Source organism: Salinivibrio sp. VGrn1 (genome assembly GCF_009377995.1).
GTDB classification, from domain to species: Bacteria; Pseudomonadota; Gammaproteobacteria; order Enterobacterales; family Vibrionaceae; genus Salinivibrio; species Salinivibrio siamensis.
The window spans coordinates 502,837-515,762 of the sequence record NZ_SATA01000002.1 but is presented as its reverse complement, the minus strand read 5'-3'; the positions used below and the strand labels follow the sequence as shown (position 1 = coordinate 515,762).

Annotated in this window: 12 protein-coding genes; 5 read left to right on the top strand and 7 right to left on the bottom strand. The window is 51.3% G+C overall.

Translation table 11 applies throughout. From position 1 onward, the window contains the following. Window positions 1-12: 12 nt before the first annotated feature. On the top strand, window positions 13-297 hold the full coding sequence (locus EHW56_RS05305) for a hypothetical protein (RefSeq protein ID WP_046075496.1): 285 nt from the start codon (window positions 13-15) through the stop codon (window positions 295-297). A gap of 54 nt (window positions 298-351) precedes the next feature. Here the strand turns inward: EHW56_RS05305 and EHW56_RS05300 are convergent, their stop codons facing one another. The 3 genes from EHW56_RS05300 to EHW56_RS05290 all read right to left on the bottom strand — a co-directional run bounded on the left by EHW56_RS05300 (window position 352) and on the right by EHW56_RS05290 (window position 2,897). Then, window positions 352-819 carry an ASCH domain-containing protein gene (locus EHW56_RS05300; protein ID WP_046075497.1) on the bottom strand — a complete coding sequence of 156 codons (468 nt, stop codon included), beginning with the start codon at window positions 817-819 and terminating at the stop codon, window positions 352-354. Window positions 820-1,011: 192 nt separating this feature from the next. After that, window positions 1,012-2,259: a cysteine desulfurase-like protein gene (locus tag EHW56_RS05295; RefSeq protein WP_152798885.1), complete on the bottom strand. Its 1,248-nt coding sequence runs from the start codon at window positions 2,257-2,259 to the stop codon at window positions 1,012-1,014. A 2-nt stretch (window positions 2,260-2,261) separates the two neighbouring features. Beyond that, entirely contained in the window at window positions 2,262-2,897 is a 636-nt protein-coding gene (locus EHW56_RS05290; RefSeq protein WP_152798815.1) for a 2OG-Fe dioxygenase family protein, read from the bottom strand. A 438-nt stretch (window positions 2,898-3,335) separates the two neighbouring features. On the opposite strand from EHW56_RS05290, the gene EHW56_RS05285 reads away from it, so the two are divergent. Both EHW56_RS05285 and acnA read left to right on the top strand, forming a co-directional pair. Then, complete coding sequence (locus EHW56_RS05285; protein WP_152794500.1) at window positions 3,336-3,938, top strand: DUF6151 family protein; 603 nt, start codon at window positions 3,336-3,338, stop codon at window positions 3,936-3,938. 175 nt (window positions 3,939-4,113) lie between these two features. Continuing rightward, window positions 4,114-6,852 carry an aconitate hydratase AcnA gene (gene acnA / locus EHW56_RS05280; RefSeq protein WP_172969920.1) on the top strand — a complete coding sequence of 913 codons (2,739 nt, stop codon included), beginning with the start codon at window positions 4,114-4,116 and terminating at the stop codon, window positions 6,850-6,852. Between the two features lie 39 nt (window positions 6,853-6,891). On the opposite strand, the gene EHW56_RS05275 is transcribed toward acnA, so the two are convergent. Next, window positions 6,892-7,935 (bottom strand): glycosyltransferase family 9 protein, encoded by a 1,044-nt coding sequence (locus tag EHW56_RS05275; protein WP_152798813.1) that lies wholly within the window; start codon window positions 7,933-7,935, stop codon window positions 6,892-6,894. Between the two features lie 96 nt (window positions 7,936-8,031). Here EHW56_RS05275 and EHW56_RS05270 point away from each other — a divergent pair, with 96 nt between their 5' ends. After that, window positions 8,032-8,442: a diacylglycerol kinase gene (locus tag EHW56_RS05270; protein ID WP_152798811.1), complete on the top strand. Its 411-nt coding sequence runs from the start codon at window positions 8,032-8,034 to the stop codon at window positions 8,440-8,442. A gap of 64 nt (window positions 8,443-8,506) precedes the next feature. Next, window positions 8,507-10,336, top strand: coding sequence for a DUF3413 domain-containing protein (locus EHW56_RS05265; RefSeq protein ID WP_152798810.1), 1,830 nt, complete (start codon window positions 8,507-8,509; stop codon window positions 10,334-10,336). A gap of 77 nt (window positions 10,337-10,413) precedes the next feature. Here EHW56_RS05265 and EHW56_RS05260 read toward each other — a convergent pair whose 3' ends face one another. Genes EHW56_RS05260 through EHW56_RS05250 form a run of 3 tightly spaced genes read right to left on the bottom strand, consistent with a single transcriptional unit; the run spans window position 10,414 to window position 12,772 of the window. Further along, a complete protein-coding gene (locus EHW56_RS05260) occupies window positions 10,414-11,364 on the bottom strand; it encodes a biotin-dependent carboxyltransferase family protein (protein WP_152798808.1) in 951 nt (316 codons plus the stop codon). Further along, on the bottom strand, window positions 11,349-12,044 hold the full coding sequence (pxpB, locus tag EHW56_RS05255; RefSeq protein ID WP_152798806.1) for a 5-oxoprolinase subunit PxpB: 696 nt from the start codon (window positions 12,042-12,044) through the stop codon (window positions 11,349-11,351). The genes EHW56_RS05260 and pxpB overlap by 16 nt, the downstream gene beginning before the upstream one ends. Beyond that, window positions 12,041-12,772 (bottom strand): 5-oxoprolinase subunit PxpA, encoded by a 732-nt coding sequence (locus EHW56_RS05250; protein WP_152798882.1) that lies wholly within the window; start codon window positions 12,770-12,772, stop codon window positions 12,041-12,043. Before EHW56_RS05250 ends, pxpB begins: the two co-directional genes overlap by 4 nt. Window positions 12,773-12,926: the final 154 nt, after the last annotated feature.

Below are 12,926 nucleotides of genomic sequence, written 5' to 3'. Positions count from 1 at the left end.
ATGAGTAATAATATGCAAGATGAAACCAGTACCAGTATCGCTAACTTGATTGAAGTGGTTGAGAACCAGATCGCCGACCAAGACCCTAAAAAGGTAGCAGAAACCTTGATGCGCCTGCGTATGACCGGCTATTCACGCGACGAAGCTATCGAGTACATTGCCTGTGCGTTAATGGTTGAGATCTATGATGTTAGCCATCACAACGGGCAATTTACCCTGTCTCGCTATGAAGCCAACTTAGACACCCTGCCAGACATGCCATGGGCCGATGAAATTAATTTGGATATCGGTGAGTAAACCTATCGCTCTGATGGCCGTCATCGAAAAAGCCGCTGGGCGCGGCTTTTATATTTAGAGCGGGTAGACCTTTTCAAACTCTTCAAGCACCACATCCGAGTGCTCATCAAAATGTAGGCCGTGTGTTTTAGCGTACTGGGAAAAGTAACCCCAATGCGCTTCGTGCCAACACTGGTAAGATCCATCTCCCTCGCCTTCACGTGCCGCAAATTCAGCGCTGACTTGGTTAAACGGGCAATAGCTCACCTGTGTGGTTTTGACGATACAAACGGGTCGCTGGTGACCATTGAGGACAATCTTATAATGTCCTTTTTGCGGGATCACCGCATTTTTCTCTTCCAAAGAACTACGCAACCGGCAGTGCGCTTTCTTTTTATTCAAACTCACCAAGGTCGCGACTTCATTGGCTCTGACGGTATGGTGGCTTAACGTATCGACTACCACCATATCGTCACTTGGCCGCTGGTGAGTTGGCAGGGTCGCAAGGTACTGGTGCCAAAAGGCGTATTGTTCTTCAGTCATCTCTCTCGCCTTGTTTTCTTTTTGAATGGTTTCTTGGGCAGTTAAACGACGGTTATCTTAACGCTCTGTTTCGTTTTCGCCTATGCGCCAGCTAACGTTTCACATTTTTCTTACAACGAAATAAAGGTCGCTGACACTAACCAACCAATATAAAAAAGCGGCCAGGATGGCCGCTCAGAATAGAAGAGACGTTTAATCGCTAATAAATGGCAATAAGGCTTGGTGAAGCCGGTCAATTTCATCAATTGTGTTGTAATGCATCATACCGATGCGGATCACACCGCCTTTATCTAAGATATCAAGCTGCTCGCACAAGCCTTGGGCGTAGAAGTGTCCATTCCAGACACACAAATTTTGCTCACCAAGTACTTGAGCAACCTCAGCAGGCTCTGCTCCCTCTATGCGGATCGCAAACGTTGGAGTGCGTTTATCGAGCTGATTATCGTCGGTAATACCATAAATACGTACTTTAGGGTAAGCGCGCATCAACTGGATAAAGTGTGCTGACAGTGCTTGCTCATGCGCTTGATACTGCGCATAGCTTGCCGCTAGCCTTTCTCGTAGTGACGACGTGGGATCACCCCATTGTGCGAGATACTCGACTGCGGCGATAAACCCCGCGATGGCCTCAAAGCTTTGGGTGCCTGTTTCAAATCGGCCGGGGCCTTGATTAGTCGCAGGTTCCACTTTATACGGTTTTAACGTCTGTACCCACTCAGGCGCGACATAGACAAAACCAACATGGGGTCCAAAAAACTTATACGCCGAACAGGCAAGGAAATCGCACCCGAGTGCTTGCACATCCACTAAGTGATGGGGTGCATAATGCACCGCATCCACATACACTTTGGCGCCCACTTGTTTCGCCATCTCTACCACTTTTTCCACATCCACCAGACTGCCTGTGGTGTTAGAGGCGAGTGTCACCGCAATCAACTTAGTTTTGTCGGTTACTAGGCTGGCAAGGTGGGTCATATCGATAGAATACGTCGACTCATCAACACGTACCTGTTTCACGATCGCGCCTTTGTCGTGCGCCGCTTGTTGCCAGCTAGATACATTTGAATAGTGATCGAGTGCCGAAACAATCACTTCATCTCCCGCCTGCCAGTCGCGACTGATCGCCCGACTCAAAGAGAAGGTCAAGGTGGTCATATTCGGACCGAATACCATGCTTTCTGACGATGCGGCATTCACAAAGGTGGCTGCCACATCACGTGCGCGCTGCATAAGCTCGGTGGTATAACGACCAGAGAAAAACTGGCCGCCCAGATTGGCATTGTAGTGCCCTAAATAATCCACCATAGCGTCAAGCACCGCGCGGGGCACTTGCGCGCCCCCAGGCCCATCGAAAAATGCGACGGGTCTGCCTTCAATGATTTGCGCGAGTGCGGGAAAGTGGCCCCTAACAGCATGGGGTGAAAAACCTGCCGGTGTCATCATTACTTCCTTGTTGCTGTGAGTACAAATACATCCATCGTACCCGGTTTCTGGTTATCCACGGGCGTAATCGGCTCAGCGTAATGCCATAGTGTACGGTCATCAAGTGCCGCCATTTGTCCCGGTTCCAGCGGCAGGCTAAACAGCGGTGCGCTGGTTTTATGACTAAATACCTGAAAGTCACCGCCCTCAATATTATCGCGGCCAATACTGACAATGGCGATATGATCAAAGCCGTCTTGGTGAACGCCTTCTGGGGCGACTTGCACCGACTGATTATCCGCCTGAATACGAATTTGGTGGATTTCAATATCGTTATCGTCACTTAATTGATACACATCGCGGAACGTGCGACACATTGCATGAAAACCGAGTTTTTGCACGGTTTCTGATTCAATATCTTCAAATGTTCTCGCTACGTCGCCTTGGAACTCGTTAATGTCCGAGGTTTGCATAAATGGTCGCGGTGGTAGTTTTTCGACGCCCCCATTAAAAACATGAACCACCGAGTAACGGCGAAGTCGATAGCCGCCATCAGCATGTGAAGTGCCTGGAAGATTATCAAACGAGGGTTGAAGCTGCTTGATGTGATTATCGTCCAGTTGATTGAGCTGCATGAGTAGTGAAGACGTATTCATGGCTTTCTCCTTTTATCTGTATCGACGCACGCATTGATGCCAGAGCCGTTGCCAGATACAAGATTAACAAATGCGTTACATGTTATATTTAACTAAATCCCCTGTTATTTCCAGCTTCAACCCTAGATTTGTCGACCATAAAAACATCAATCAGAATTATCCGCTATTGATAACCCTTAAGCTATTGAAAACCTCCAACCCTAAAGTTAACAATTATTAAACATCAGCATTAATCACCAACATAAAAACCATTAGCAACATTTTAAATCACCACCTCACCGTTTTTCTGTCACGAAAAGTTGCCATGAGTGATAAAACAGGATGTTATAGATAAGGTTCCGCCCTTTTGTGGCTGTGTCTATCCGTTTATCGCAACCGTCTGAACTCACAATTAGCGCTATACTGTTAAGACACGCTCTGCAGCTTGGGGGAAATAATATGGCTCGTCTTGCCATTCAGTGTTCATGTGGGCAGATGACAGGAGAGATCATTGACGCACAACAAAGCCAACGCTGTGTGTGCTTTTGCAGTGATTGTCAGACCTATGCGCAAACACTGGGCTACCACACTGAACTCGAGCCAGGCGGCGGCACAGAAGTGCTACAAATTACGCCAGCGCAGCTCCGTATTTATCGCGGCCGAGATCAATTAGTCTGTTTAAGGTTGGGCGAGCGAGGCCTACACCGCTGGTATACTCGTTGTTGCCAAACGCCTATCGCCAATACGATTAATGCCGATATTCCTTTTGTTGGCGTGGTGAGTGCTTGCTATCACATTGAAGGGGATAATGAAGAAGAGATCGGCCCGGTTCGCTGGTATGTGCAAGGCCAAGATGCTCGCTCAACGCCTACAGCAAACAAGGTTCACGCACGATTTCCATTGCGCCTGATGGTTATCACTGCCGTAAAGGGCTTGTGGGCACGACTACTAGGCAAACATCGCCCCAATGTCTTTTTTGACCGTGAAGGACGTCCGCGAGGGCTTGTCCATCATGTCGGGCAATCAACACCATCACCGAGAGGAAGACAGTCCCTCCCCTGACGCAGTAAGGCACGGCCGATGGGAGTGATTGGAAATACCGTGATAACGATGCTTTAACTTCATCAAAACCCCATTTACAATAGAGCGGTAAATCAAGCAATCCCCCGAGCGAGGCGACGGCCTTCGAGGTAAGGTCGCCTCTCTTATTCACAATAACGGACAAGGGGAGGCATCCGTGAGCAACCCATCTCAACATCCAGATAGTTTCAATACCCGACGAACCCTACACGTCAATGGTGAAACCTACGACTACTACCGATTGGACGCACTGTCTGAGACGTTCAACATTCATCGATTACCTTACTGCCTGAAAGTCCTGCTAGAGAACTTACTACGCAAAGAAGATGGTAAGAATGTTTCTGCCGATGACATTCGCACACTTTGCCAGTGGCAAGCTGATAAAGCAGGACAAGATCAGGTGAACTTCACCCCCGCTCGCGTCGTACTTCAAGACTTCACTGGCGTACCTGCCGTGGTGGATCTAGCAGCCATGCGTGCCACGATGCGAGAGCTTAAAGGTGACCCAGCTAAAATCAACCCGCTTGGTGCGGTTGATCTTGTCATCGATCACTCAGTGATGGTCGATGATTATGGCAACCCTGATTCCTTGCAGAAAAACACTGAGATTGAGTTCGAGCGCAACAGCGAGCGCTACCAATTTTTGCGCTGGGGTCAACAAGCCTTCTCCAATTTCCGCGTCGTACCACCTGGCACTGGGATCGTACACCAAGTGAACCTCGAGTTTTTAGCACCCGGTGTATTGGTGGAAGAGCACGGCGACAACAAGTTAGCCATGCCAGACACGCTCGTGGGCACTGACTCGCACACCACCATGATTAACGGCTTGGGTGTGCTGGGTTGGGGGGTAGGCGGTATCGAAGCGGAAGCGGCGATGCTCGGCCAGCCTATTACTATGCTAATTCCAGAAGTGGTCGGTTTTGAGCTTAAAGGTGAGCTGCCTGCGTCTGCCACTGCGACTGATTTGGTACTCACCGTCACCCAAATGCTACGTGAGCGCGGCGTGGTGGGTAAATTTGTTGAGTTTTATGGCCCGGGCCTCGCTAAATTGCCGCTGGCTGACCGCGCAACCATTGCCAATATGGCGCCAGAGTATGGTGCAACCTGTGGCATCTTCCCGATTGATGAAGAAACGCTTAGCTACATGCGCCTGACAGGACGCACCGATGAGCAAATCACGCTGGTCGAAACCTACGCTAAAGCACAAGGCTTGTGGCGTGATGACGATGCACCGGTGGCTGATTATAGTGACACGCTCCATCTCGATCTGGGTGATGTGGTACCAAGCCTGGCGGGTCCCAAACGTCCACAGGATAGAATTGCATTAACCGATGCCAAAACCCAATTCGATCAGCTGTTGGAAAAAGAACAAGCGGCGTCTAATAATGTGATTGCAAGCTTTGCCAGTGAAGGGGGTCAAACCGCAGTCGATAACCCCAGTCTTCGTGAGCAAGGGAAAGTAGAAGTCGACTACAAAGGTGAGCGATTTACGCTTGAGCACGGTGCCGTTGTGATCGCCGCGATCACCTCCTGCACCAACACGTCGAACCCGGCCGTGCTTGTCGCCGCTGGGCTAGTGGCACAAAAAGCACGCGAGCGAGGCTTAAAAACGAAGCCTTGGGTGAAAACGTCTCTCGCACCTGGATCACAGGTAGTGCCTGCGTATCTAGAAAATGTTGGCCTACTTGAGCCACTTGCCGAACTTGGCTTTAACATCGTCGGCTTTGGCTGTACCACCTGTATTGGTAACTCTGGGCCATTACCAGAGCCGATCACAGAAGCCATTCGCTCTGCTGACCTGCTCGCGACCAGCGTGCTCTCCGGTAACCGCAACTTTGAAGGCCGTATTCACCAAGATGTGAAAGCCAACTATTTGGCATCGCCCCCATTAGTGGTTGCCTATGCACTGGCAGGTAATATGAATGTGGATGTCCTTAAGGAGCCATTAGGACAAGATGAAAGCGGCAAGCCGGTCTACCTCAGAGACATCTGGCCAACGCCACAGGAAGTCGCGCAAACCATCCAATCAGCGATGACGGAGGGGCTGTACCAAGACAAATATTCGGATGTATTTGCCGGTACAGACGCTTGGCGGAAACTGCCAGTCCCTGAAGATGAGATTTACTCATGGCCTGACTCCACCTACGTTAAAAAACCAACGTACTTTGATGGCATGACCATGGCGCTCCCCGAGATGAAACCCATCAAGGGCGCACGCTGTGTGGTGAAAGTGGGCGACTCTATTACGACTGACCATATCTCACCTGCAGGGGCGATTAAACCGGATAGTCCAGCGGGCGAGTATTTGAAATCCAAAGGGGTTGAGCCGAAAGATTTCAACAGCTATGGCTCCCGCCGTGGTAACCACGAAGTCATGGTGCGCGGCACCTTTGCCAACGTGCGTTTAAAAAACCATATGGCACCAGGCACCGAGGGCGGCATGACGACCTATTTACCCACCAATGAGCAAATGAGCATCTATGAGGCGGCCCAACGCTATCAACAAGATGGCACCCCATTGGTGGTCTTGGCCGGCAAAGAGTACGGGACAGGGTCGAGCCGTGACTGGGCAGCCAAAGGCACTAACCTGCTGGGGATTAAAGCAGTCATTGCTGAAAGCTTTGAACGTATTCACCGCTCTAACTTGGTTGGCTTTGGTGTGTTGCCGTTGCAATTTAAAGACGGCGATTCCGTCGAGTCACTCGAGTTGGATGGCACGGAAACGTTCGATTTTGAGGAGATCAGCGGCGAACCGTCCACCCTAAAAGTGTGTGCGGTGCGGGATGATAAAACCATTGAGTTTGACGTCAACGTCCGCATCGACACCGCCGTCGAGTGGGATTACTACCGCCATGGAGGCATTCTCCACTATGTGCTGCGCCAACTCGCCAGCTAATACTGGCATCGCTACCACAAAGGCCCCACGGGGCCTTTCTTATTGCTTCGCCATCATGGTTTCAAAGGCGTCGATCACCTGCTGAGTGTCAATGGCGGCCATCACATGATCGCCTTTCACCCGCGTGCTCCATGCTAGCTGCTCAACGGGCTTGCCATGTTGCTGTTCAGCAAAGGTTTCGTAAACACTGACCACATCCGCGAGATTATTATAAGGGCCGGTGCGCTTCGGGTTGCTATGGCCATAAAGGCCTAAGACAGGCGTGCCTTGGGTGGTCGCCATGTGCGCGGGGCCAGAGTCGGGGGCCAGCACCGCATCGGCGCGTGCGAGCACCGCGGCCAATTGCTTGAGACTTGTTTGTCCCACCAAGTTAACCAGTGGTACGTTGGCGTCGGCAATAATACGCGCAGCCAGCGTTTTTTCACGCGCAGCCGGTGAACCACAGAGTACCACCTGATAACCTTTACCGACCGCGTAGTCGGCAAATTCGGCGTAGCGCTCTGGCAGCCAGTTGCGCTCATCTTTACTCGCGGCGGGACTGATCACGATAGTAGGCTTATCACCGAGTTGCGCTTTGGCAAAGGCATGATCGTCTTCAGAAAGTGGTAGTTGCCACTGCGGCGGCGTAACCGGCACGCCCAAGTATTGAGTAAAGGCGAAAAAGCTGTCTAACACATGGCACGACTGGGTGTCGGGGATCCGTTTATTGGTAAACAGCCACTGCCCCTCTTTCGCTCGGTGACGATGAAACCCCACGCGATGGCGCGCGCCGATCCCCACAGTCAATAAGCTAGCGCGTAAAGCAAGCTGCATATGCACTAGCGCATCAAACCGGCGCCCTTTCAGCTGCTGCCAGACGTGACGCATGCCTGCCAAGCCTGCCTTTTTGTCAAACACCACCAGCTCCACTCCTTCAAGCCCGGCTAAAAGCTGTGCTTCGACTTTACCAACCACCCAAGTGATCTGCGTCTGTGGCCAATGGCGCTGCACGGCTTGAATCGCTGCCACCGCATGGCAAACATCGCCAATCGCAGACAGGCGTAAAAAACACAGGGAGCGTGGGGCGTGAGTAAACAGAGGCATAACAAATTCCAATTAAGTTATCGCGCCGATTATGCAGTTGGCTCGGTTAAATGTAAAATGCCAGCCTATCGATCAAATTGTTACGAGAATGTATTTATGGGCGCTAATACATCCCCCTCAGAAAAGTCGCGAGGGATCATACGTATCATTAAAGCCACCGGCTATTCTTGGGCTGGATTAAAAGCGGCATATCACCATGAAGCGGCGATCCGTCAAGAAGTTGTATTATTGGCTGCGGCGCTAGTCGTATTACTCTGGCTGCAATTACCGCTGACGGAATCCTTGATGATGTTCGGCGTCATTGTGTTAGTGATTATCGTCGAATTACTTAACTCCGCCATTGAAGCCGTGGTCGACAGAGTGGGTGAAGAGCGTCATGAGCTAAGTGGCAGAGCCAAAGATATTGGTTCTGCGGCGGTATTTGTCAGTTTGCTTTTGGCGGGTGTGGTCTGGCTTGCCACCCTTTGGCATCACTTCGGCACGCCACTTATTCAGTCATACACCTAAACACACAACCCGGCAACGCGCCCGATACGTTGCCGATTGATTCACTCAACTGTGATGAGAAACCATGTCTTTTAAATCGCGACTTCAAACACATAGCTGGTTTATTGCCATTAACGCCCTTGTATTGATGGCAATAGCCAGCCGCTACTTTGCGTTTCTACCGAGTTTTCCCACTGAGCCACTTGGCATCACCTTTATCGTGGTCAGTATCTTTAGCCAAATGGCCTTACTCGCCGCCATTGTTGGCTTGGTGACACTTCCACTTTTACTCCTGCCAAACAAGTTGCGCCAACCATTGCTCGCCTTGATTGCGTCGGTGGGTGTGATCACGCTTTTCATCGATACCATCGTGTTTGCCCAGTACCGATTCCATATTAATGCCATGGTGCTGGATTTGATCCTCGCCGGGCAAATTGTCAGCTTCCCGCTGATCACTTGGCTGATGGTCATCGGTGGCGTGATTGCCTGCCTCGCCGCGCAATGGGCACTTTTGGCTGCGTTGTCGCGCACACGTTTTTCCCACCAGCACAAAGTCGGCAAAAAATTTGCGCTGCTCACGTTTCTTACCTTGCTTGCCACCCACGGGATTCATATCTGGGCTGCGGCCTATGCGTACCAACCCGTGACAACAGTGAAACGTTATTTGCCACTTTTCTATCCAGCCACCGCCAACAGCATGATGCGCAAAAATGGCTGGATTGATGAGCAAGCTCTAGCGCGCCAAAAGGCGATGGATGTAGATCGCGAAGCCGACCTGAACTATCCCCTTTCGCCGCTGAGCACGACCAACGTTACACAGCCAGTGAATATCATGTTTCTGGTGGTTGATTCATGGCGTGCGGATACCTTCAACGCCGACAACACCCCTAACCTTTGGGCGTTGGCACAAAATGGCCGTACCTATTCACATCATCTTGCGACGGGGAACGCCACCCGTACCGGCATTTTTGGCCTGTTTTATGGCATGCCTGGCACCTATTGGCACAGCTTTCTTGCCAATCAACAATCACCGATGCTGATGGATCGCCTACAGGCGCTCGATTATCAACTGGGTGTGTTCACCGCGACACAATTGGAAAAGCCGGAATTCAATCAAACCGTATTTGCTAAGGTGTCCGATTTACGTAACGGCTCTGAGGGCGACTCTCCCGCCGAGCTAGACGCGGATCTCACCCAAGATTGGATCCGTTGGCACCAAAAGCGTGACCCCAATCGTCCCACTTTCTCGTTTTTGTTTTACGATGCGCCACATGGCTATGATTTTCCTGCGAACTTTACGCCCAAGTATCAGCCGATGTTGGACGAAGTTAACTATCTCAAGCTTAATAACGAGACAGATCCGACACCGTTTTTCAATCGCTATAAGACCAGCGTGCGCTACGTGGATAGCTTGGTGGCCAAAGTCATTGAGGAGCTAAAACAAAGCGGAGAGTTCGACAATACTCTGCTGGTTCTCACTGGCGATCACGGCCAAGAAATGAATGACAACCAACTGAATTTTTGGGGACACAACAGCAATTTTACTGACCCACAAATTCACGTGCCTTTCGCAATGATAGGCCCCGGCATCGAGGCAAAACAGGTCGATACCGGCAAACAACTCACCAGCCACCAAGATGTTGCGCCTACCCTAATGAAGCATTATTTAGGTGTAACGTCCGATCCAGCCAGCTATGCGATTGGTCATGACTTGCTTGCACCAAATCCCGGTCAAGATTGGGTGTTATCGTCAAACTACAGCGGCTATGCGTTAGTGACCGACGACACTATTTTAGAAGTGGGTGCAGGAGGGCAATATCAATACATGGATAACACCAACCGACCCATAGAAAACGCGTCACCTGACTTTGCGCAAATGGAAAAAGCCCTCGAGCAAATTAGCCGTTTCCGCTAGTCCGTCGCTTGCACGTTAAAGCCTATCCATTTATGAGCCTCTGTCTTCCAGAGGCTCATCTATCCATTTTCTGCAGGCTATATCCAGTCAAAAAACTGCATAAACTCTTGCCATTGCGCCGATGCATCCGCCAGCCGCGCTGGATAAAAACGCACGGCCTGACCGGGTGGCGTTTGCGCCAACATGCTCAAGCTGGCACGGGTTAAACAGCCAAGCTTAGGATAACCACCGAGTGTTTGCCGATCGTTGAGCAACACAATTGGCTGACCATCCGGGGGCACTTGCACGGCCCCGAGCGCAATGCCTTCGGAAACAATGCCCGGTTGCTTGCTCACGACGATCGGTCCATTGAGCCGCACGCCCATACGATCACTGTGCTGATCGACCGTGTATTCGCTCTCAAAAAATGCCGTTAGCGCCTCTGAACTGAAGCTATCAAATTGATACCCCGGCACAAGACCCAGTGGGGTCAGGGCATTGTAGTCAGGAATAAAACGGGTCGGCACACCACGCACCCTCGGCAACAGCGCATGCGGCCGGCAAGGCAACACCTCTCCTTTCGCGAGTGCCATGCCTCCCGACTGTTCACCTAATCCAGAATGCAGGCCGCCGAGTTGATTGCGCATCACCGTCGCGACACTGCCAAATGCGCCATCTACCGCCAATCCGCCACGCACCGCGAGATAGGCGCGCAAGCCACGGCGTGCGTAGCGTAAACTCAGTTCATCACCCGTATTCAGCGTTAACGTCTGCCACATGCCCACACGTTGACCATTGATACAAGGTTGCATGTCTGCACCGGTGATAGCGATCGAAAGGGCGTGATCAGCACGAAAACGTGCCTGACCCATGGTTATCTCGACAAGCGGTGTATTGGCGGGGTTATCGAGTAAATAATTCGCCCAAGCAAAAGCGTGGCAATCGACCGGCCCGCCTTGGCTTAAGCCAAGCTGGCCCACCCCATAGCGCCCTGTGTCTTGCACCAAGCTCAATACGCCGGGGTCAAGCACCGTTAATCCTGCCACCATTGACCTCCTACCGCGCGGTAATCAGACTCTGACATTGGCTCAAAACGGACGGTATCACCTACATCAAACGGCATCATGGGCGATTGACGGGGATTAAATAGCACCTTGGGACAATTGCCAATAATTTGCCAGCCTGCGGGCGAAGCCGCCGGATACACCGCAGTTTGCTGTTGTGCAATGCCCACACTACCAGCGGGGATCTGATGACGAGGCGTGGTATGACGTGGCATGGCTATGGTCTCATCCACCGACGCAAGAAAGGCAAAGCCGGGCGCAAAACCAATCGCACAAACGGTGTAAGTTTGTTGGCTGTGTCGCGCAATCACCTCTTGCTCACTCACGCCGGCAAACTCGGCGACCGCAGCCAGATCGGGCCCGACCGAGGGGTGATAATACACCGGCAACGTCACCTGTTTTCCGCTCCCAGCGTCACGGGTGACTCGCAGTGAGTCGCCTTGATTCATCACCCACGTTTTCAACCCTTCTGGTGAGAGTAAGCGAACATTTACTTCCACCAGAACACTGGTGTAGGCAGGAATTAACTCAACCACACCACGGCTAAAGTGTTGGCGGATTCGCTCACACAACGCAGATAATTGTGGGACTAAGGCAAGATCGATCTTATTGTCCAACCAGATCATTACCGTGGTTTCACTGACCTGCTCAACCTTGAGTGTCATGGTGTTAAGGCCTTTCTGAGTTGTTTTATCGCCTCGACCGATTGTGGGTTATCGCCATGCACACACACCGTATCCGGCGAAAGCGAGAGCGTTTGTCCCTCAAGGGTTGTCACCGAGCCATGCTGAGATAACTGCAACACTTGGGCAATCATCGCGTTGGCGTCATCTAACACCGCGCCCGGTCGACTGCGCGGCGCCAATTGTCCTGACGCCAGATAGGCTCTATCGGCAAAGGCCTCAAAAATCAGCGGTACACCGGCTTGTTGAGCAAGCTGGCGATGCGGACGGTTATCAGGCAGTGCCAGCAACATTAATGGCGTATTGGGCAGTGTATCAGCCACCGCAGCCAACACCGCTTCAAAGCAATCATTGTCCACCATCATGGTGTTATACAGCGCACCATGGGGCTTCACATAATCAAGACGCGCATTAAAGCGTGCACAGATCCCTTGTAATGCGCCGATTTGATAGCGAACGAGGTGACTAATTTGTGCTGGGGTATGATCAATATGACGACGGCCAAAGCCCTGCTTATCGGCGTAGCCGGGATGAGCACCCATACTCACATTGTGCTTTAATGCGAGTGCCACCGTGGCCGCCATTACATCAGGATCAGAGGCATGAAAACCACACGCAATATTAGCCATATCAATCCACGGCATTAGCGTGCTATCCATTCCCATTGTCCACGCACCAAAGCTTTCACCCATGTCTGCGTTTAGTTTCATCATTCCCTCGATTTCAATGACTTTGCTTTACCTTACGGCTTTTTAACCCACGGATAAACCAACACAACTCGGACTCATGATCACCCACTCCCGTAGCACTTACTATCTATAAAAGAACAAATTAAGCCTATAAAAACAGACAAAGATAGAATAC

Bases quoted from the DNA above. Each gene is read 5' to 3' on its own strand.
- EHW56_RS05305 (WP_046075496.1), top strand. From the start codon at position 13: ATGCAAGATGAAACCAGTACCAGTATCGCTAACTTGATTGAAGTGGTT.
- EHW56_RS05300 (WP_046075497.1), bottom strand. From the start codon at position 819: ATGACTGAAGAACAATACGCCTTTTGGCACCAGTACCTTGCGACCCTG.
- EHW56_RS05295 (WP_152798885.1), bottom strand. From the start codon at position 2,259: ATGACACCGGCAGGTTTTTCACCCCATGCTGTTAGGGGCCACTTTCCC.
- EHW56_RS05290 (WP_152798815.1), bottom strand. From the start codon at position 2,897: ATGAATACGTCTTCACTACTCATGCAGCTCAATCAACTGGACGATAAT.
- EHW56_RS05285 (WP_152794500.1), top strand. From the start codon at position 3,336: ATGGCTCGTCTTGCCATTCAGTGTTCATGTGGGCAGATGACAGGAGAG.
- EHW56_RS05275 (WP_152798813.1), bottom strand. From the start codon at position 7,935: ATGCCTCTGTTTACTCACGCCCCACGCTCCCTGTGTTTTTTACGCCTG.
- EHW56_RS05270 (WP_152798811.1), top strand. From the start codon at position 8,032: ATGGGCGCTAATACATCCCCCTCAGAAAAGTCGCGAGGGATCATACGT.
- EHW56_RS05265 (WP_152798810.1), top strand. From the start codon at position 8,507: ATGTCTTTTAAATCGCGACTTCAAACACATAGCTGGTTTATTGCCATT.
- EHW56_RS05260 (WP_152798808.1), bottom strand. From the start codon at position 11,364: ATGGTGGCAGGATTAACGGTGCTTGACCCCGGCGTATTGAGCTTGGTG.
- pxpB (WP_152798806.1), bottom strand. From the start codon at position 12,044: ATGACACTCAAGGTTGAGCAGGTCAGTGAAACCACGGTAATGATCTGG.
- EHW56_RS05250 (WP_152798882.1), bottom strand. From the start codon at position 12,772: ATGAAACTAAACGCAGACATGGGTGAAAGCTTTGGTGCGTGGACAATG.